The following is an 18,780-nucleotide window of genomic DNA, read 5'->3' on the forward strand; positions in this document are numbered from 1 at the left end:
TATCGACCTGAAGGCAAGATCACGCCGGCGTAAAACGGAGGTCAGGCTCAAGATGCTCAGCCAGTCGCTCGAGGAAGGAGCGCTGAGCAGGCAGTATCTTGCGATGGGCTTGCGCCATCACGAACCATTGTGCCTTATCCACCTCGGGAAACTGCACGATGCGCCGGCTACGAGGCGGCCACTCCATCTCGAACATATTGCTGCGCAGTTGGCCGGGGTCAAAATCGCCTGCCACCGCCCAGGCAGATACCTGTTTGCCGCCAGGTTGAAGGATTTCGCCCAGATCAATCGTCCCGATATCGGGACACGGCGTCCCGAGTTCTTCCTCAAACTCGCGCAAGGCGGCGCCATGAGCATCCTCGTCAGCACCATACTCTCCCTTTGGGATCGACCAGGCCTGCTCGTCTCGTTTCGCCCAGAATGGCCCTCCGGGGTGAACGAGGAGAACCTCGACGTCGAGGTTCTTCAGCCGATAAAGCAAGATCCCTGCACTCATCTTCGCCATCGGTCACAATTCCTTTGCGCAAGATCAAGGACGTCTTCCCGGGATCCGCTACTCCTTCAGAGACGATGATTTTTTCATCCCGCAGGCGGAGCGAAAACATGACGTATACCAGCATGCTGGTCCATGTGCAGGACAACAAGGAAAGCGACGAAAGGATCAAGCTCGCGGGATTGGTGGCCTCACGCTTCAACGCCAAGCTCATCGGTATCGACTGTGTGCCCGCGATCGATACCGCGGCAAGAGAGCGTGTGAAGCCGGTTTTTCTCGGCCACGATGCAGCCCATAGCCGCCCGGTCCTGCCCTGGTATGGCGACGAGGACCTGGAGCCTCGGTTCCGCAGTGCGGCGGTCTCCAATCGTGGTGACCTGGAATGGAAAACCAGCATGCAGTTTCCGGCCGATGCGCTGTACCATGAAAGCGCCAGGGCCGATCTCCTCATCGTTGGACAGCGCGGCCGCAGCCCCGTCAACCAGCCGCACTTGGCGCTGGACCCGGCAGAAGTTGTGCTGCGTTGCGGCAGGCCGGTTCTGATCGTGCCACCCAGCCTGTCACAACTGACAGCGGACCATGTCCTCGTGGCCTGGAGTAACACCCGCGAAGCCCGCAGGGCCGTGATTGACGCACTTCCGTTTCTGAAGGAAGCGTCGCGCGTCAGCATCGTCGAGATCGTCGAAGAAGGCGGCAGGGACAACGCCGCGAGGCGTGTCGATGCCGTTGCGGAGTTTCTCCGGCTGCACGACGTCGAAACCCATGCCGAGGTCCTTGAAACGATCGACGGCACGGTTTGCGAGACCCTTCTGGTCCATGCCGAGCAGCAGCATGCCGACTTGATCGTTTCCGGAGGCTACGGCCACGCACGGGCCAGGGAATGGATGTTTGGTGGCGTCACCCGCGATCTCCTGCATTATTCATCCAAATGCTGCCTGCTGAGCCATTAGCGGGCGGATCCGGCTTGCACCACTTTCGGGAAAGCAGGCCGGAGGGACGCAGCACTATCGCATGCCCATCAGGTAAATTGCGGCTCCGCCCGCTGCCATAGCAAGAAGACTGATCAATCCAAAAGGTAGAGCGCAGCGCCACCCACCGGCATAGGCAGCCATGGCCACCTTCGCCACCCCATTCACGCCAACAGCCAGGCCGATGGTCAGGGCCGCAGAGTTGGGCGCCATATCCGCAGGGCTCATCCGAGCAATCGAAATAGTGATCGCATCGACATCCACTATCCCAGATATAGCGGCGAGCACCATCACCCCCGCCCCGCCATAGGCCTGCTTCAACAGCTTACCGGCCACCAGGACGACAGCCATAAAGGCTGCCAGCTTGAGCGCCGAGCCAATCTCGAGCGGATTGGAAAGCTCGAGTTTCGGCGCCTCATGGTCAACCCTCCTGATCGCCAAGGCACAGGCACCGATCGCCTGGACCGCCGCGGCAGCCAGAACGGGAGGGGCAAGGCTCGTCAGCAGGGAGGGATTGAGCAGGGAAGCGACAAAACCGACACGAAACGCCATGATGGCGCCGGCCGACAGCATACCCGCAACCAGAATCGGCGAGGATTGCGGGTGGGTTCCGGCCATGCGGGCGAGCGCAACCGTGGTCGCCGTGGAGGATGACAGGCCCCCTGCAAGGGATGCCAATATGACTCCGAGCCTGTCGCCAAACAGGCGGATAGCGACATATCCGCCGAAAGAAATCCCCGCGATGAGGATCACAAATAGCCAAAGCTGCCATGGATTGAGTGCCTGCCATGGGTCCACAGGGCGATCGGGAAGGATGGGGAGCAGCACGAAGGACATGGCAAGAAGCACGAGTACAGCCTGGATCTCCGGCCAGGACAGCCCCCGCACCCACCCGTGCAGTTGCTCCCGCAAGGCCAGCAGAATGGTCGTCGCCACGCCGGCGGCGGCAGCGATCTGCACCTCACCCACGACCGCATAGGTACCGAGGATGAAGGTGAGCAGGCCCGCCACCAGTGAGGTGGCCGAGAAATTGCCTTCTGCCTTTGCCTCAAGCCAATGGAATGTCGTGAGTGCCCCGGCAAATCCTAAGAATACAAAGCCGAGAATCAGCGGCCCGGCGGGAAGAGACAGGGCGCCGGCGACACCCCCGGTGAGCCCGGTAAGCGCAAATGTGCGAAGCCCGGCGGCTCTCTGGTGGTCTTCCTCCTCGCGTGTTCGCCAGCCCCTTTCCAGGCCGACGAGCAGGCCGATGCCAAGCGCGACCGCAAGGCGGGCAAGGATCTCGGTCTGGTTCATGCCAATTCCGCCACGCCATGCGAGGCGCCACGCTCATCGATCGTGGTAAGACGGCTTACCGTCCACGCATCTGAGCGCCAGACATGAAAGGGCTTCATCTTCGATGTCCTTGGGCGATAAAGCTGCGTTGAGACGATGCCATGAAACGCGCCCGAGATCATAGCCGGCCTGCTTTCGTACGACCTGGACGTCGGCATCGGAGGCATCGTTCCTGCGGGCAGACACGCGATGCTCCATGACTGGCAGCGGAGCCTCGAGCCAGAAACCGGTGAAGCTGACGCCGGCACGCAGTGCAATTCCCTCCGCGACATGCCGCTGCGGCGCACGGGCATAGACGGCGTCCAAAATGACGCTGTACCCCGCGGCCAAGACAAGATCGGCCTTGCGGCTGAGCGAGTCATAAACTGCGCCAGCCGCAGACGGCCCATAAGCGGAGGTCGGCAGCGATTGCGTTTCGGCGATGCCGGCGATGCGCTTGCGCTCGATGTCGCTGCGCAGGACGATGGCACCGGGTACTCTACCCAGGGCTGGTGCCAGCGCCATGGCCAAGGTGGTCTTGCCCGTCCCGGAAAGCCCCCCGACGGCCGCCAGTCGCGCCGGCAGCTTCACCAGGAAACGATGAGCAAGTTCGAAATACCGCCGAGCCTCCGCCCGACTGGATTCAGCCTCCTCGGGCGCCTGGACCAGGGCAGTCGCCGCCGCGATCTTGGCTCGCAAGGCCGCCCTGATGGAAAGGAAAAGGGGTAATGCGGCGAGGCCGACCAGATGGCCCTCGGCTGCACCCCACAAGTATCGATTGAGCACCACATTGGCATGATGGCACAGGCCACGGTCCCAAAGGTCCATCAACAGAAAAGCCAGATCGTACAATACGTCGCAGGTTGCGATCGCCTCGTCGAATTCGATGGCATCGAACAAGGTGGGCTGCTCGTCGATCACGGCAATGTTGCGCAAATGCAGATCCCCGTGACAGCGCCGGACGAAACCAGCCTCGCCACGCTCGATCAACAGATCGAAACAATCGCGATACGCACGGCGGGCCGCCTCGGATAAGGCTTCGACCTCCTGGACCGGAAACAAGGCTGGGTTTTCGCCAAACGCCTCCTCGTTTTGCCCGATATATCGCTCCAGGCTCAAAGTAGCCTGCAGCCCATCCCGGATCGGTGCTTTCTCATGCGATACCAGGATTGCCGCAACGATATCGACCAGAAGGCTCTCGCCGATGGCGTTGCGATCGGCGAGCCGATCGAGCGTCTTCGTCTCGTCGAAACGCTTCATCTCCACGACCCAGTCGACGACCTCCCCTTCCCCCCTCAATTGCAGACCGTCATGGGACCGCGTGACAGGTATGGCGTCGAGGTAGATTTGCGGCGCATAGGCGCGATTGATCTCGACTTCCTGCTCACATGCGCGCTTCCGATACTCCACCGTCGACAAGTCCATGAACGGAAAGCGCACGGCCCGCTTAAGCTTGTAGACGCGATCTCCAGCCAGGAAGACGACCGCACCATGGGTATCTATGCGCTGCACGCGTTCGATCCTGCCATGGCTGGCCGGCGAAAGCAGAAACTCGATCACATCCTCCTGGCTGGCAACGACATGGGAGGGGCCAGGAAGAGGCATTTTCAACGTTGTGGAAGCAACCATGGTTCATCCTCATCGGCTTTGTCGGGCAGGCACCTGGCACCATTGGAGGGGATTGGGCCGCGCAGGTATTGATCCAACGCAACATTGTTGAATTTGGCGCGTGAACACGCAGCACAAAGGCACGAATGGCCGTTCTACCATCCTGACGATGCCCAGGCTTTCTGGCAGCAAGAGTGAGGGCCAAGTGCCTATGCGGAAGAGACACGAGACAACGCCACGCCCAACCTGAATAACCGATCCATATTCAATAAATCCGAATTATTATTTATTTTCATTGCTATATAAAGAATAAATACGAAATTAAATTCAGAATATAGTTTTAAAATATAAATACAACGTACAACCACTTAAGAATTTGCGCCTCAGATCAGTCATCTTGATCGAAATCAACTTCTCCATTCCTGGAGTGTGATGGACTGAGGTGGCTGGCAATGTGGCCAGGATCAATGGAGGCCGAATATGAATGACAAGGCCATGCGTCAATCGATCATCGACGCCCTCGACTTCGATCCAAGCATTGAGCCGCTCGTATCGGTGTCGCAGTCGAAAACGGCGTCGTCACGCTGAGTGGTCATGTCGGCAGTTACGCCGAAAAGATCGCTGCCGAAATGCTGGTGCGTCGCATCAAAGGCGTTCGTGCGATTGCCGAGGAAATCGAGGTTCGCTACCCCGACAACAAGAAGACGGCCGACAACCAGATCGCGTCGCGAGCCATTTCGGTCATCTCGTGGGACGCCATGGTCCCCGAAGGCGTTGTCAAGGTGAAGGTCGAAAAAGGCTGGGTCACCCTCGCAGATGCCGTCGACTGGCAGTTTCAGCGCGGGGCCGCCTACCGGGCCGTTCGCAAACTCACCGGTGTCATCGGCGTCACCAACGGCATTGAGGTCAAGGCCCGCGTGCAGGTCCAGGGCGTCAAGGCCAAGATCCTGGCCGCACTGAAACGGGATGCCGAGTTCGAGGCCGACGGGATCAAGGTGAATGTGGTCGGCGACAAGGTCATACTCGACGGCAAGATCAAGGCCTGGCACGAGCGGCAGGTGGCCGAGCGAGCTGCCTGGTCCGCCGCCGGTGTATGCAGTGTCGAAGACAATCTGCACGTCGCCTGAAACAGGGAAGCGTACCGCCCTGTTTTGAACAATTCTTCTTGATAGATCACGTCCTCCTTCCTCTATAGGGAATGTCCTTTTGAGGAGGCCGGGCGTGGTCTTGCCACAACAGCATACGTCTATTCAGGATCGGGTGCTCCGAACCGGCCTCGAATGCACGGGTATCGGCACCTGGACCTTTGATATCGCCTCTCAGACATTGACCGTGTCGGCCACGACGCGTGTCCTCTTCGGCCATGGCATCGATCAGCCCTTTGATTTTCACACGTTCCTCTCACTGCTGGACCCCACGGACCGCGAAGCGACGACAACGGCCTTGGATGCCTCGATCGGGTCGGGTGCCGCCTTTGACATCGCCTGCCGCATAACGGCGCCTGGCAAAACAAGTCATTGGCTGCGTCTGCGGGGAGGCGTCCTGAAGGATGACGACGGCAGGCCCCTGCATCTGGGCGGCATCGTGATCGATATCGACGAGGAAAAGCGCCTCGAGGAAGCCCTGCGCACGCGCGAAGAGCACCTTCGCTCCATCCTGGAAACCGTTCCTGACGCCATGATCGTCATCGACGAGGCCGGGACCATGCAGTATTTCAGCCGGGCAGCCGAAAGGCTTTTTGGCTATTCCAGATCCATTGCCATCGGTCGGAACGTCAATAGCTTGATGCCGGAACCGGACCGTACGCGCCATGATGGCTACCTTCATCGCTATCAAACCACAGGGTATCGCCACATCATCGGCATCGGACGCATCGTCACCGGCAAGCGCGAGGACGGCACGACCTTTCCGATGCATCTGTCGGTGGGCGAGATGCAATCGGGGGGGCGTCGCTACTTCACCGGCTTCGTGCGGGACCTGACAGAACATCAACAGACGCAAGCCCGTCTTTCCGAATTACAGTCAGAACTTGTCCATATGTCCCGGCTAAGCGCCATGGGCGAAATGGCATCCGCCCTTGCCCACGAACTCAATCAGCCCTTGACCGCAATCAGCAATTATCTGAAGGGTTCGCGACGCTTGTTGAGCGCCTCAGGCCTCACTGAGCTCGACAAGGTCGAAATCGCCCTTGATCAGGCGGCCGAGCAAGCCCTGCGCGCGGGACAGATCATTCGGCGTTTGCGCAGTTTCGTCACCCGAAGCGAAACTGAAAAGAGGATCGAAAGCGTCGCCAAGCTCGTCGAGGAGGCGGGCGCGCTCGGCCTCGTCGGCGCTCGCGAACAAGGGGTCTTTCTGCGTTTCGATCTCGATCCCTCCTGCGACCTCGTTCTGGCCGACCGCGTTCAAATCCAACAGGTTCTGGTCAACCTTTTCCGCAATGCGCTTGAGGCAATGCAAGGATCCGTGCGGCAAGAGCTGACGGTTTCCAATACCCCGCTCAGCGACGACATGGTACTTATCCGCGTCGAGGACACCGGCCACGGTATCGCCGGCGACATCAGATCAAGCCTGTTTCAGCCCTTCTTCACCACCAAGCAGACTGGCATGGGCGTCGGCCTTTCCATCAGTCGCACGATCATCGAAGCCCATGGCGGACAGCTTTGGGCCGAGACGAACGAAGCGGGCGGCGCCACATTCCATTTTTCGTTGCCATCCGGTATCTCCGCCGACTTCAAGAATTTGCCCGAGACTTCTTCTGATGCCGAATAATGCCAGGGTCTTTATCATCGACGACGACGCGGCCGTGCGGGACTCGCTCGCCTTCCTCCTGTCGGCCTCCGGCTTTTCCGTTACCGTTTTTGAAACCGCCGGGCGTTTTCTCGGCGCCTTGCCCCAGCTCGGTTTCGGCTGCGTGATCACGGACATTCGCATGCCCGAGATCGATGGCATCGAATTGCTCAGGCGTTTGAACACCGCGGCCGTTCATTTGCCGGTCGTCGTCATGACCGGCCATGGCGATGTGCCCCTTGCCGTGGAAGCCATGAAGCTGGGCGCAATGGACTTCCTGGAAAAGCCGTTCGAGGACGAACGCCTTGTCAATGTCCTGCATACAGCATTCGAACAAAGCACCAGGGCGACGAAAGTCGCCACCGACACGCGCGAACTGGCCGCTCGTCTCGCCTCCCTCAGCCCGCGCGAACGCCAGGTCATGAACGGCTTGGTTGCCGGCCTGTCGAACAAGATGATCGCCAAGGACTACGACATAAGCCCGCGCACCGTCGAAGTCTATCGTGCCAATGTCATGACGAAGATGCAGGCCGGCAGCATCTCCGAGCTGGTCAAGCTGGCGATCCGAAGCGGTGCCCTGAACGATTGACGCCTTTTGGCGGCGTTGCCGGCACCGCACGATCGCGTCTTGCGATCGGTCACGCCACGACCAGATCGTTAGAGACGTCTGTCACGCCAGGCGCCGGCCAGGCGGTTGCCGCCGCGATCTGCCGCTCATGCTGCGACTTGACCGTGCTCGTCAATTTGACCTGCCCACCTTCGGCGCTCACCTGGATGGTTTGAGGATCGAAGAACCATGACCTGTCCAAGGCATGAGTAATGTCGTCACTGATATTGGACACGTTTACCTGCGGCTTGATGGTAATAAAATTGGTAACGCCCAGCACGCCAGGCAGTCGCCAAACGCATTGTTCCGCCGCTTCTTTCTGGCAGTTCCATTTCACTTCACCGTTGAGAGTAATCCACCATCCTCGACCACGGCCTGAACGCTGTCGGAAGGAACATAGATGTCTTCATTCAGGCGAAGGGCCGCCGAGGCTGCGATCTTATCGTCACCGATGCGAACATCGCCCGGAAGCTTGATCTCGATGTGCTCGATCACGGCCTTGACCCCTTTGCCCCGACGAGCCGCCATTTCCGCGCTGCCTTTCTCGGCAAAACTCGCGACATGGCCCGTAAGCGTCACGACACCATCCTCGGCCGTCGCGCCAACATGACCGGCCGCCACGCTCGGCTCCTAGGCCAGTTCGTCGAGAACGGCTTGCTGCAGCTTGCTATCGTTCGACATTGCTCTCTCCGTCTTTCATCGTCATCTCGGGCGACCACCACCCCAGAGACAGGACGAAACTCCCATTGAAGGGTGCGGCATGCCTTGACACCGATCAAGCCGTGCCGGGCCCGGCACCTTGAGCTGTATCAATTCGCGCCGGGGAACACGGGATATGCTCACTGATTGCGCCGCCCCGCTTCAGTCAATCCGGTGCCGGAAACAACGATGTCAACTTCGCCCCCCCTCTCCGTCATTGCTGTTATCGACGATGATCGCGATGTCCTTGGGTCGCTCCGCTTTCTGCTGGAAGCGGAGGGTTTCAAGGTGAGGACATATATGAGTGGCGCCGATTGCCTTTCGCAATTGACCTCATGTTCACCCGATTGCTTCGTCATCGATTACAAGATGGCCGAGATGGACGGCCTCCAGCTCGCACTCCATCTACGCGAACGCGGACAGCGCGGCCCCGTCATCCTGATCACCGGCTATCCCGACGAGACGATCGAGCACAAGGCCCGCCGTATCGGCATCCAGCGTGTCGTCATCAAGCCGCATATTGCGGAAAGCCTGGTCGTGAATGTCCGAGCCGCCATTGCCGACACAAGCTTCCGCAGCGATATCCGCAAAAGTCCTTAGGGGGTTCTCCCTAGGGATTCGACCGAAATTTTCGAACGCTTCATTCAAGCCTACGACTTGGTCATCCACCGCATCCAGGAGATGGCCACGATGTTCTCGCGCAACGAATTGCTCGCCCCTTCGAATGCCGATCTACCGTCTCTGTCTTCATCGCGAACGGTTGGTAGCGCTCATTTCGGCTCCTCCCTTTTCAATCTCCATCCGGCATTACTTGGAACCATTCACACCTATGACAAGGGAGAGGAGATCTATGGTGACGATGAACCAGCGAACTATGTCTACGAAGTCGTCAGTGGCGCCGTTCGCACCTGCAAACTCCTGGACGATGGCCGCAGACAGATAGGCGCCTTCCATTTGCCCGGCGATATTTTCGGTTTGGAATTGGACTCGACCCATCGCATGACCGCCGACGCCGTCGTCGACACCACGGTGCGTCTTGTCCGCCGCAGAAGCTTGGAAGCGGCTGCGCTCAGCGATATCGGTGTCGCCAACGCTTTGCGCACTTTGACCTCGCGCGATCTCAGGCATGCCGAAGACCACATGATCCTGCTGGGACGCAAGACAGCACTCGAGCGCGTCGTCACCTTTCTGCTCGAAATGGATCGCCGACTTGCGGTGGCCGGCATGCTCGAGCTGCCGATGTGCCGGCGCGACATCGGCGACTATCTCGGTCTGACGCTCGAAACCGTTTCACGCGTGATCTCCTTGCTCCACGCCAAGGGAGTGCTTGGTCTGTCGAGCGCTCGCCAGATCGTTTTGCGCAATCGGCAACTTCTCAGCGGCATGTCCGTTTAATTGGAAGCCTGCCCGACGACGCTCCCGTTTTGCTTTTCCGGAACCCAAAGGCCTTGTCATGACCACAGCCACAGCCCTCACGCGGGAGGAACTTGCACTCATCGACCGCTATTGGCGTGCCGCCAACTACCTCTCGGTCGGACAGATCTATTTGTTGGACAATCCGCTCCTGCGCGACGCCCTTACGCTCGATCATGTCAAGCCACGTCTGCTCGGCCATTGGGGTACCACGCCGGGGCTGAACTTCCTCTATGCGCATCTCAATCGCGTCATCAAACGCGACGATCTCGATGTCATCTTCATATGCGGCCCGGGCCATGGTGGGCCTGCCATGGTGGCCAACACCTATCTTGAAGGCACCTACAGCGAAATCTATCCGGAGATCACCGAGGACGAGAACGGGCTGCGGCGTCTGTTCCGCCAATTCTCCTTTCCAGGCGGCATCCCCAGTCACGCATCGCCTGATACCCCCGGCTCGATCCACGAAGGCGGGGAATTGGGTTATGCGCTCGTCCACGCCTATGGCGCGGCGTTCGACAATCCCGATCTGATCGTCGCCTGCGTGGTGGGGGATGGTGAAGCCGAAACCGGCCCCCTCGCTGCCTCCTGGCACTCCAACAAATTCATCAATCCCGCTCATGACGGTGCGGTACTGCCGATCCTCCATCTCAATGGCTACAAGATCGCCGGCCCTACCATTCTAGGGCGTCTCGGCGATGATGAAATCCGCAAGCTTTTCGAGGGCCTCGGCCATGAGGTTTTCTTCGTCGAAGGCTCCGAGCCCGCCTTGATGCACCAGGCGATGGCCAACACCCTCGATCAGGCCCTCGTCCGCATTCGCACGATCCAGGAAGCGGCGCGGACCAATGGCAGCGGCGGGCTCCCGCGCTGGCCAATGATCGTGCTGCGCAGTCCCAAGGGCTGGACCGGCCCCAAGGAAGTCGATGGCCTGAAGACCGAAGGCTTCTGGCGCTCGCACCAGGTGCCGCTCAGCTCTCTTGCAGAAAAGCCCGGTCATCTCGCTCTGCTCGAGTCCTGGATGAAGAGCTACCACCCCGACCAGCTCTTCGATGCACAGGGCCGCCTCATGCCGGAGCTGCGTGCCCTTGCTCCTGCAGGGTCACGGCGCATGGGGGCCAGCCCCCATACCAATGGCAGCGCTAGAAGCCACCTCCAATGCGCCGATGCACGCGACTTCGCCGTGGAGGTGAAGGCACCCGGCAAGGTGAATGCCGAAGCAACACGCGTTCTCGGGCATTATCTGCGCGAGATCATGCGGCTGAACGCAGCGGCGCGTAACTTTCGCATCATGGGGCCTGACGAGACTGCCTCCAACCGGCTGGATGCCGTCTTCGACGTGACCGACCGCACCTGGATGGAAGCCCGCATTCCCGAAGACGTCCATCTTTCCCCCGATGGGCGGGTGATGGAGGTGCTCAGCGAGCATCTGTGCCAGGGATGGCTGGAAGGCTATCTGCTGACAGGCCGCCACGGGCTGTTCAATTGCTACGAGGCCTTCATCCACATCGTCGATTCCATGTTCAACCAGCATGCCAAATGGTTGAAGGTGTCGCGCGAGCTCGCCTGGCGCCAACCGATCGCCTCGTTCAATTATCTGCTCAGCTCCCATGTCTGGCGGCAGGACCACAATGGCTTCAGCCATCAGGATCCTGGCTTCATCGACTTGGTCGCCAACAAGAAGGCCGACATCGTCAGGGTCTATTTGCCACCCGATGCCAACACGCTCCTCTATGTCGCGGACCATTGCTTGCGCACCTATGACCGCATCAACGTCATCGTCGCGGGCAAACAGCCAGGTCCTCAATGGCTCGACATGGAAACGGCCATTCGCCATTGCCGCGCCGGCATCGGCATGTGGGATTTCGCCTGCAATGATCAGGATGACGAACCTGACGTCGTGATGGCCTGCGCCGGCGATGTGCCGACGCTGGAAACACTCGCCGCAGTCGATCTCCTGCGTCAGCATTGCCCTTCGCTGAAGATCCGTGTCGTCAATGTCGTCGATCTCATGGCCTTGCAGGATCCCGGCCAGCATCCGCACGGGCTCGACGCTCGCGATTTCGACGGCCTTTTCACCACCGACAAACCGGTGATCTTCGCCTATCACGGCTATCCCTATCTCATCCACCGCCTGACCTATCGGCGAACCAATCACCACAACTTCCATGTTCATGGCTTTCAGGAAGAGGGGACGACCACCACGCCCTTCGACATGACGGTATTGAACAGGCTGGACCGCTTCCATCTCGCCATCGCGGCGATCGATCGTATTCCAGGCCTTCTACCGGGCGCCGCTCACATAAAGCAGGCCCTGCGCAACAAGCTGATCGAGCACGAGGACTATGTACGCCGCCATGGCGACGACATGCCCGAGATCAAGAACTGGGTCTGGCCGCATGGCACAAATTGACATTTGCCTGATCCATCCCGGTGGCCAGTGCTTGCGTGAGATCAATGCGGCTGTGTCTTTCACCGATAATATTAGTCACCATGCGGTCACACCCGGTGTCCCGGCTGGCCGCCGATCAAGAAGGAGGCCATCATGCGGGTCGCGGATGTAATGACACGAAACGTTGTCAGCGTGACGCCCCAAGCCACCCTGTCGCAGGCGATCGACGCCATGGTCCGGGCACATATAAGCGGCCTGCCTGTCATCGCCGACGACGGCCGGCTAGCCGGCATTCTTAGCGAAGGGGATCTGCTCCGCCGGCCCGAACTGGGCACCGAAAAGCCTCGGGCGAGCTGGTTCAGCGCCTTGTTCAAGGCCGGGCATCTGGCACAGGCTTACGCACAGACCCATGGGCGCCGGGTCGATGACATCATGACTCGCGACGTCGTTGTCGTCGATCAGAATGAACGCATCGAGGAAGCTGTGCTCCTCATGGAGCAGCACGGCATCAAGCGCCTGCCGGTCGTCGAGGATGGCCGGGTCATCGGCTTGTTGTCCCGCGCCGATCTTGTGCGCGTATTGGCCGAGTTCCTGCGCCAGCCCTATGAAGAACAACCGGTCGGCGACAACGCCATCCTTGCGGCTATTCAGGCTGAACTGGAGGCGCAGCCATGGGCACCGGCTGGTTCCATCAGGATGGAGGTCCATAACGGGGTCGTGGAGCTGAGCGGTGCGATCACGGATGAAAACCAGCGCAATGCCGTTCGGATCATCGCCGAAAATACGCCCGGCGTGCAATCGGTGCGCGACAATCTCCTCTGGATCGAACCAATGACCGGAATTGTACTGACTTCATCCGAAACTTCGGACGGGACCAAGCCGACCTGATCCCATTTACGCTCAGCAAGGAGCCGTCACATCAACTGGCGGAAAACAGCGATCGAGACTCGCTCGATCGCTGTCCGCTAAGTTTTCCGGAAGAAAACCTCAGTTGCTCACCAACAGGCAGGTGGAGCACTTCTTAAGCATGTCATGTGTCTCCCCGCCAATTGTCCAATCGTGCAGGCGGGCGTGGACCCGAGCTCCCATGACGATGAGGCCGGCCCGGTTCGCCTTGGCAAAATCGTTGATTTGCCGTGCCATCGAGCGCCCGTCATCCCCCAAGAGGACAGATTCTGATTTGACGCCGTGATGGGCCAAAAAACTCACCACGTCGTTTATTTGTTGTCGGGCGGTCTGCTGTTGTTCGTCCCCGGCAATGTCGATGACGCTGACCTTGCTCGCTTTGCGCAGCAAGGGCAGTGCGTCGAGTACAGCGCGCCGAGCCTCACGACAATCCTTCCAGGCAATCACGGCACGCGAGCCCAGAGGACTGATTTTGACCGATGTCGGTACCACCAACACCGGACGACCTGCGCGAAAGACCAGGTTGGCAGGATCGATAGCGTGATAGGAAGAAACGTCGTTCCCCATCCGACCGACGAGAATGATATCGGCAGCCCTCGCTTCGCTGGCCACGAAATCGTTCGGGTTGTCGATTGAGCCGCGCCACTCGAGATGGCATTCGCGAGTTTGCGAACCACGATAAAACAACTGCTTGGCACAGCGTAGGTCGGCCTCGGCTCGCCCCAAATGGATATTGATGGGATCCAGGCAAACCGACTCTTTCGTTGGAAGCGTCACTTGCACTTGCGGAGCACTCACCGACGCCCCGATCAATCGAGCGTTGAAGAGTTCCGCGATATCACACGAGCGTTGCTCCCCCAATCAGCATGCGCTCAAAGTAGTCCATGCGCGGCTCCCGGCTTTGACGATGATCAAAGATAAAGCGCCAGGCGGCATAAGAGAGTGAGACAATGAGGACAGGCTCCCAACGAGTATCCGGCACAGCCTGACCTGCCATCATCTGATGTTGATGCGGATCAATGCGATACATGTTCCGGGCGCCGATATTTGATCCTCCTCATTTTTCCACTGGACGATCGACATTGCTCGACCGGCGTGGCTACCAACTGCGGAGGGTAAACTCATGGGCGAAACGAAGAAGAGAATCTACGAAGCCTTGATCTCGGGAGCCGCAAAGGGCTTGCATAGCGCGCCACTCTACGCCTATGTCGCCAACAAAGTCCCAAGATCGGACAACAAACGTGTCATTCGCGCAGCACTCCAATCCTTACGCGATCCTGAACTGACCGATCCGGCTAGCCTTAGGGCAATCTGTTCCTTGGCGGTGGAGCGGCGACTGATCGATTTGGGGATAGAACCCAGGCACGCCGGATCCAAGCACAAGAAGAATGCTCATCCTTCTGGCGAGCAGGTCTGACAACACCCTTCGCACGATTGCGAAAACTGGGACCTTTTCATCTGCCTGCCGGTGTCGGGGCCATCTGAAGTCACCCAGCGGCTCCAATTCGTTCTTATCCGGACGTTCGGTTCCGACTTCGCGCTATCTGGAGAGGAAGCAGCCATGTCACCGTCCGAAGATGTCGGTGGGACACCCCATGCGAAAGCTCTTCGCACCCTGTGGGCGCGGCTGAAGGAACATCCGCTTGCTCGGGTGGGGCCTGGCCTTATCACCGGTGTCGCCGACGACGATCCCAGCGGAATCGCGACCTATTCCCAGGCTGGCGCCCAGTTCGGCTTGAACATGCTGTGGACGATGCCTCTCACTTTCCCGTTGATGGCTGCGATCCAGTCCATATGCGCCCGAATCGGCCGCGTAACCGGAAAGGGGCTAGCCGCTAACATCAAGCTGGCTTTCCCGCCCTTTGTGCTCCAGGGCGTGGTGCTGCTCCTTCTGCTCGCCAACATTCTGAATATTGCAGCCGACGTCGCGGCCATGGGTGAAGTTGCCGAGCTCGTCATCGGCTTCAATCGCCATCTGATGACGGTGACTTTCGTACTCGGAACCCTGATTCTGCAGGTTTTCATTCCATATCATCGCTATGTCGTCTTTCTCAAATGGTTGACCCTGTCTCTTCTCGCCTATGCCGCCGTTCTGTTCACGGTGCATGTTCCCTGGCGAGAGGTTGGATTGCGAACAATCTGGCCAAAATTCACGCTCAACGCCGATGCGGCCGCAGTCGTGACCGGGGTGTTCGGCACCACGATCAGCCCGTACCTTTTCTTCTGGCAGGCCTCCGAAGAGGTCGAGGACATGCAGCGGGGGCGCGGAGCCGCCCCTCTCCTCAACGACGAGCCCGAGGCAGCAAGGGAACTGCGCCGAATTCGCTGGGACACCTGGAGTGGCATGTTCTATTCCAATATCACCGCCTATTTCATTATCCTGGCGACGGCTGTGACGCTCAATGCAGCCGGCGTTACCGACATCAGCACCGCTGCACAAGCGGCGGGCGCCCTGAGGCCACTCGCCGGCGATTTCGCCTTCCTCTTATTTGCACTTGGTATCCTGGGAGTGGGGCTGATTGGTGTCCCCGTCCTGGCGGGCTCCGGCGCCTATGCACTCGCCGAGGCCATGGGTTGGAAGGAAGGGCTCGAACTCAAGGTGACGAACGCCCGCGGCTTTTATAGTGTGATCGCCGTCAGCGTTCTCGCCGGAATGATCATCCAATACTCGCCGATCAGTCCTATGAAGGCCCTTTTCTGGAGTGCCGTCATCAACGGCATCGTGGCCGTGCCCCTGATGGTCGTGGTCCTCTTGCTGGCATCGAGAAAATCGACGATGGGAGCATTCACCGCACCCAGATCCATCGTCATCCTTGGGTGGGTGGCGACAGCCATTATGGGCATGGCAGCCATTGCGATGTTCATTCCGGGTTGATCGAGATTGCTTGGCAGACGTCCCGGTCACAAAGCTGAGTTGTGCGGAGCTCCATTTTTCCCAACAGAGCAAATCAAACGCGACATCATGGCTTTCCAGAGAAACGGGGAGCAGCGCCGCATTCGAATTGAACCGGTATAGATGCGATACACTGATATCGTATAAAGGCATCGGGAACCTCAGCGTCAGGCTCAATGCCGTGGCATTAACGACCAAAAATAAAACCCATATCGAGTAATTACATCGATCAGGGTTTTTGATATTTGAGATATTTGCGGAAGAATTATTTAATCATTACTTGCGGTCATTGCAGGAACGCCGCAGCGTACTAGAAAATCTACATTCCAATACTCCTAGCGGATTATTTCGTACTGCGTCCTAGCTTCTTCATATGCTGTCACTGAATGTGCCGATGCCACCTCCCCACCGGTTGCTTCAATTGTACATCTATCAACTAACAGGACCTTCCGACCATCCAATTGAAGCATAAACTTTAGGTCGTCGTACCGCAGAGAGCGATGACCTATGCAGTGCGGTTTAGCGATCTTGCCCTTGGGAGCCGGGCAAGTTCCGTGTGTCGAACAGTCCTGACGGCGGGAATAACTGTGAGGTGGCACCGAACCTCACCCCCGGGGTTCTCTAACTTAACCTGATGATCTTTCAGGCAAAATCTGCGATACCGTGGGGACACCATCGGCGCCGACAGCAACCCCCAATAAAGTCGAATTTCGCTGTCCTTTCAGCTGGTTGCGGGCGAACTACCCAGGATCAATCTTTGGATGCCGATTTACAAATCCGATATTCTGATGCGCCGTCATGCGCGGACAGATGGCATCGTTCTGAAACACCATCACAACGTTTCGAGCTTGGGCTTGCGCTGATTGACGACCTCGCCGCCGATCTTGAGTTGGATGCCCGAGATGTCTTCCAGGCCGGCCATCATGCGCCTCCTGCAAGTTCTGTAATTTTCGTTTCCAGTTCCGCCGCCACCATGGCCTCCCGTTCTTCTGGCACTGCTCCACCTGACCTCCGCATATATGTACGCTACCAGGGAGAATTGGGTTCGGCAGGCGCTGGCTGGCCTTGGCTATCCAGCCTACCTCGTGCCGTTCATGATCGCCGTCAAAGTCATGGGGCCTATCGCGATCTTGTCGCGCATCAGCGTGGGGTTGAGCGACCTCGCCTATGCTGGGATCTTCTATCACCTGCTCCTATCCGGCCTGGCATATGTCGGTGTCGGCAAACGCAAGGGTGCAGTGCCCGCCATGGTGGGGCTTGTGCTGCTGGTCACTTCCTTCGCTACGCAGGATCGTCGGCCTATGCGCCGGCCTCACGTGGAGAGCTCACCAACACTGTCAAATCGAGATGAAAATGGGTCGTCTCAACGGCAAGGTGGCGCTCGTCACCCGCGCTGGACGCGGCATCGGTCGTGCCATATCGAAGCCTCATTCATCGCAGCGAATATTGCAGCGCGGCGGCGAGCATCCGAACTCGTCGAACTCGACGAGTTCGGATGCTTCCTCTTCTACCTACCGCGCCGCGAAGCGTTCAGGGCGAAAAGTGGCGAGCATGGGATGCTCGGCGCCTGTTGCCACCTCGTAAGCAAGCAGTTCACCGACGATGAGGCCCAAGGTTGCTCCGCTGTGGCTGAAGACAACATAATAGCCGGGGATGGCCTTGAGGGCGCCCACCACCGGCTCGCCATCGCCCGGGATCGGCTTGCCGCCCACGTCAATGGAGGCGGCTTCAAGCTTCGGATTGCCCTCCATCACCTTGGCTGCCTCGGCCAGCAGAGCATCGACCACCGACCCGTCGACGTCGTATCCGCCATCTGGACGGAGTTTCACCCCCTGGTCCGCCGCCCAGTCGGCGTCCAGCGAAAAGGTGCCGCCAGGCGCCGGTCTGACGGCGACGCGCGGCGTGTTGAGAACAGCGCGCAGCGGATGGACGAACGGCTTGGTCTGGACCAGTAATGCGACCGGGGTTCCGTCACCGATCGTCTGGCCGCTTTCCTCAGCCATCCTTGGCACTGCAGGTCCGGTTGCGAGCACGACGGCGTCTGCCGGAAAGCGGTTGCCTGCGGCAGTTTGCGCACCGACCGCCCGGCCGTTCTCGACCAGGACGCGTGCCGCGCCCTCCTCCGTCACCAGCGCACCGCCTCGCGCAGCGAATTCCTCGAGGAGCACGCCGATCAAGGTTGGCAGATCGACCCAGCCTTCCCCCGGATTGAAGATCGCGCCTTGTGGCGTGATCGCGCTCGCATCGACGCCTGGCGCAACATGGGCGACCTCGCCAGCCGAAAGCCGCAGGGCGTCATAGCCGATGGAAACTTCATGGCAATATGCCGCCTCGATTTCGTTGCTCGCATCGTTGGCATCCCAGGTCAGGCCCCCTTCGAAGCGGAGCCAGTCCGCATTTGGAAACCTGACCGAAAGCGTACGGTAGCGGTCGATCCCGGCCATGCGCAGAAGGTGATAGGGTTCAGAGCGCATGCGGGCGGAATTCAGCCAGGAGAGCGAGCGGCCGGAGGCGCCGTTGGCCGGCGGACCATCATTGAGGATGGTGACGCGAATGCCACGCCGGGCGAGTTGCACACCCGTGGAAACGCCAAGAATGCCGGCGCCAATGATGACGGCCGAGGTGATGGTGGTATCGGTCATAGTCGGGTCTTTCGATCAGCTAATCATGCGATGAAAATGACTGGGGCACCTTCCGGCG

General features: G+C 59.3%; 17 protein-coding genes and 3 pseudogenes. 11 read left to right on the forward strand and 9 right to left on the reverse strand.

Going from position 1 to position 18,780, the window contains the following annotated elements; translation table 11 throughout:
* Positions 1 to 19: 19 nt before the first annotated feature.
* Entirely contained in the window at positions 20 to 505 is a 486-nt protein-coding gene (locus ACR9ZN_RS05405; RefSeq protein WP_481271551.1) for an NUDIX hydrolase, read from the reverse strand.
* Positions 506 to 519: 14 nt separating this feature from the next.
* Here ACR9ZN_RS05405 and ACR9ZN_RS05410 point away from each other — a divergent pair, with 14 nt between their 5' ends.
* The gene (locus ACR9ZN_RS05410; protein WP_481271552.1) at positions 520 to 1,443 is read left to right on the forward strand and encodes a universal stress protein; all 924 of its coding nucleotides are present in this window, start codon (positions 520 to 522) and stop codon (positions 1,441 to 1,443) included.
* 54 nt (positions 1,444 to 1,497) lie between these two features.
* On the opposite strand, the gene ACR9ZN_RS05415 is transcribed toward ACR9ZN_RS05410, so the two are convergent.
* Together ACR9ZN_RS05415 and ACR9ZN_RS05420 are read right to left on the reverse strand one after the other, a co-directional pair.
* Positions 1,498 to 2,757, reverse strand: a complete 1,260-nt coding sequence (locus ACR9ZN_RS05415) for an MgtC/SapB family protein (RefSeq protein ID WP_454817281.1) — start codon at positions 2,755 to 2,757, stop codon at positions 1,498 to 1,500.
* A gap of 33 nt (positions 2,758 to 2,790) precedes the next feature.
* Positions 2,791 to 4,404: a bifunctional aminoglycoside phosphotransferase/ATP-binding protein gene (locus tag ACR9ZN_RS05420; RefSeq protein WP_454817279.1), complete on the reverse strand. Its 1,614-nt coding sequence runs from the start codon at positions 4,402 to 4,404 to the stop codon at positions 2,791 to 2,793.
* A 459-nt stretch (positions 4,405 to 4,863) separates the two neighbouring features.
* Here ACR9ZN_RS05420 and ACR9ZN_RS05425 point away from each other — a divergent pair.
* The 3 genes and pseudogenes from ACR9ZN_RS05425 to fixJ all read left to right on the forward strand — a co-directional run bounded on the left by ACR9ZN_RS05425 (position 4,864) and on the right by fixJ (position 7,759).
* Positions 4,864 to 5,510, forward strand: a pseudogene (locus ACR9ZN_RS05425) (BON domain-containing protein).
* 94 nt (positions 5,511 to 5,604) lie between these two features.
* Positions 5,605 to 7,152, forward strand: a complete 1,548-nt coding sequence (gene fixL / locus ACR9ZN_RS05430; protein ID WP_454817277.1) for a sensor protein FixL — start codon at positions 5,605 to 5,607, stop codon at positions 7,150 to 7,152.
* Positions 7,142 to 7,759: a response regulator FixJ gene (fixJ, locus tag ACR9ZN_RS05435; protein WP_454817275.1), complete on the forward strand. Its 618-nt coding sequence runs from the start codon at positions 7,142 to 7,144 to the stop codon at positions 7,757 to 7,759. The genes fixL and fixJ overlap by 11 nt, the downstream gene beginning before the upstream one ends.
* 49 nt (positions 7,760 to 7,808) lie before the next feature.
* Here fixJ and ACR9ZN_RS05440 read toward each other — a convergent pair whose 3' ends face one another.
* Complete coding sequence (locus tag ACR9ZN_RS05440) at positions 7,809 to 8,057, reverse strand: BON domain-containing protein (RefSeq protein WP_481271958.1); 249 nt, start codon at positions 8,055 to 8,057, stop codon at positions 7,809 to 7,811.
* A gap of 53 nt (positions 8,058 to 8,110) precedes the next feature.
* Positions 8,111 to 8,398 carry a BON domain-containing protein gene (locus tag ACR9ZN_RS05445; protein WP_481271553.1) on the reverse strand — a complete coding sequence of 96 codons (288 nt, stop codon included), beginning with the start codon at positions 8,396 to 8,398 and terminating at the stop codon, positions 8,111 to 8,113.
* A gap of 267 nt (positions 8,399 to 8,665) precedes the next feature.
* Between ACR9ZN_RS05445 and ACR9ZN_RS05450 the strand changes: the two genes are divergently transcribed.
* From ACR9ZN_RS05450 to ACR9ZN_RS05465, 4 genes are all read left to right on the forward strand, one after another.
* Positions 8,666 to 9,076: a response regulator gene (locus ACR9ZN_RS05450; RefSeq protein WP_434960310.1), complete on the forward strand. Its 411-nt coding sequence runs from the start codon at positions 8,666 to 8,668 to the stop codon at positions 9,074 to 9,076.
* A gap of 90 nt (positions 9,077 to 9,166) precedes the next feature.
* Positions 9,167 to 9,871 (forward strand): cyclic nucleotide-binding domain-containing protein, encoded by a 705-nt coding sequence (locus tag ACR9ZN_RS05455; protein ID WP_434960309.1) that lies wholly within the window; start codon positions 9,167 to 9,169, stop codon positions 9,869 to 9,871.
* A 58-nt stretch (positions 9,872 to 9,929) separates the two neighbouring features.
* On the forward strand, positions 9,930 to 12,302 hold the full coding sequence (locus tag ACR9ZN_RS05460; protein ID WP_481271554.1) for a phosphoketolase family protein: 2,373 nt from the start codon (positions 9,930 to 9,932) through the stop codon (positions 12,300 to 12,302).
* A gap of 150 nt (positions 12,303 to 12,452) precedes the next feature.
* Positions 12,453 to 13,169, forward strand: coding sequence for a CBS domain-containing protein (locus tag ACR9ZN_RS05465; RefSeq protein WP_481271555.1), 717 nt, complete (start codon positions 12,453 to 12,455; stop codon positions 13,167 to 13,169).
* Positions 13,170 to 13,268: 99 nt separating this feature from the next.
* Here the strand turns inward: ACR9ZN_RS05465 and ACR9ZN_RS05470 are convergent, their stop codons facing one another.
* Positions 13,269 to 13,964, reverse strand: coding sequence for a universal stress protein (locus ACR9ZN_RS05470; RefSeq protein WP_481271556.1), 696 nt, complete (start codon positions 13,962 to 13,964; stop codon positions 13,269 to 13,271).
* A gap of 61 nt (positions 13,965 to 14,025) precedes the next feature.
* On the reverse strand, positions 14,026 to 14,217 hold the full coding sequence (locus ACR9ZN_RS05475; RefSeq protein WP_481271557.1) for a hypothetical protein: 192 nt from the start codon (positions 14,215 to 14,217) through the stop codon (positions 14,026 to 14,028).
* A 93-nt stretch (positions 14,218 to 14,310) separates the two neighbouring features.
* Here ACR9ZN_RS05475 and ACR9ZN_RS05480 point away from each other — a divergent pair, with 93 nt between their 5' ends.
* Together ACR9ZN_RS05480 and ACR9ZN_RS05485 are read left to right on the forward strand one after the other, a co-directional pair.
* Complete coding sequence (locus ACR9ZN_RS05480) at positions 14,311 to 14,604, forward strand: hypothetical protein (RefSeq protein ID WP_454817263.1); 294 nt, start codon at positions 14,311 to 14,313, stop codon at positions 14,602 to 14,604.
* A 144-nt stretch (positions 14,605 to 14,748) separates the two neighbouring features.
* On the forward strand, positions 14,749 to 16,062 hold the full coding sequence (locus tag ACR9ZN_RS05485; protein ID WP_481271558.1) for an NRAMP family divalent metal transporter: 1,314 nt from the start codon (positions 14,749 to 14,751) through the stop codon (positions 16,060 to 16,062).
* A 791-nt stretch (positions 16,063 to 16,853) separates the two neighbouring features.
* On the opposite strand, the pseudogene ACR9ZN_RS05490 reads toward ACR9ZN_RS05485, so the two are convergent.
* Positions 16,854 to 17,008 (reverse strand): annotated as a pseudogene (locus ACR9ZN_RS05490) (ABC transporter ATP-binding protein); the annotation flags it as partial.
* A 61-nt stretch (positions 17,009 to 17,069) separates the two neighbouring features.
* Here ACR9ZN_RS05490 and ACR9ZN_RS05495 point away from each other — a divergent pair.
* Positions 17,070 to 17,408, forward strand: a pseudogene (locus ACR9ZN_RS05495) (hypothetical protein); the annotation flags it as partial.
* A 183-nt stretch (positions 17,409 to 17,591) separates the two neighbouring features.
* Here ACR9ZN_RS05495 and ACR9ZN_RS05500 read toward each other — a convergent pair.
* On the reverse strand, positions 17,592 to 18,722 hold the full coding sequence (locus ACR9ZN_RS05500; protein WP_481271559.1) for an NAD(P)/FAD-dependent oxidoreductase: 1,131 nt from the start codon (positions 18,720 to 18,722) through the stop codon (positions 17,592 to 17,594).
* Positions 18,723 to 18,780: the final 58 nt, after the last annotated feature.

The sequence above is a fragment of the Labrys sp. HAY1-8F genome (assembly GCF_056754975.1).

Bases quoted from the DNA above. Each gene is read 5' to 3' on its own strand.
- ACR9ZN_RS05455 (WP_434960309.1), top strand. From the start codon at position 9,167: ATGTTCTCGCGCAACGAATTGCTCGCCCCTTCGAATGCCGATCTACCG.
- ACR9ZN_RS05405 (WP_481271551.1), bottom strand. From the start codon at position 505: ATGGCGAAGATGAGTGCAGGGATCTTGCTTTATCGGCTGAAGAACCTC.
- fixJ (WP_454817275.1), top strand. From the start codon at position 7,142: ATGCCGAATAATGCCAGGGTCTTTATCATCGACGACGACGCGGCCGTG.
- ACR9ZN_RS05460 (WP_481271554.1), top strand. From the start codon at position 9,930: ATGACCACAGCCACAGCCCTCACGCGGGAGGAACTTGCACTCATCGAC.
- ACR9ZN_RS05485 (WP_481271558.1), top strand. From the start codon at position 14,749: ATGTCACCGTCCGAAGATGTCGGTGGGACACCCCATGCGAAAGCTCTT.
- ACR9ZN_RS05420 (WP_454817279.1), bottom strand. From the start codon at position 4,404: ATGGTTGCTTCCACAACGTTGAAAATGCCTCTTCCTGGCCCCTCCCAT.
- ACR9ZN_RS05500 (WP_481271559.1), bottom strand. From the start codon at position 18,722: ATGACCGATACCACCATCACCTCGGCCGTCATCATTGGCGCCGGCATT.
- ACR9ZN_RS05450 (WP_434960310.1), top strand. From the start codon at position 8,666: ATGTCAACTTCGCCCCCCCTCTCCGTCATTGCTGTTATCGACGATGAT.
- ACR9ZN_RS05415 (WP_454817281.1), bottom strand. From the start codon at position 2,757: ATGAACCAGACCGAGATCCTTGCCCGCCTTGCGGTCGCGCTTGGCATC.
- ACR9ZN_RS05475 (WP_481271557.1), bottom strand. From the start codon at position 14,217: ATGTATCGCATTGATCCGCATCAACATCAGATGATGGCAGGTCAGGCT.
- ACR9ZN_RS05465 (WP_481271555.1), top strand. From the start codon at position 12,453: ATGACACGAAACGTTGTCAGCGTGACGCCCCAAGCCACCCTGTCGCAG.
- ACR9ZN_RS05480 (WP_454817263.1), top strand. From the start codon at position 14,311: ATGGGCGAAACGAAGAAGAGAATCTACGAAGCCTTGATCTCGGGAGCC.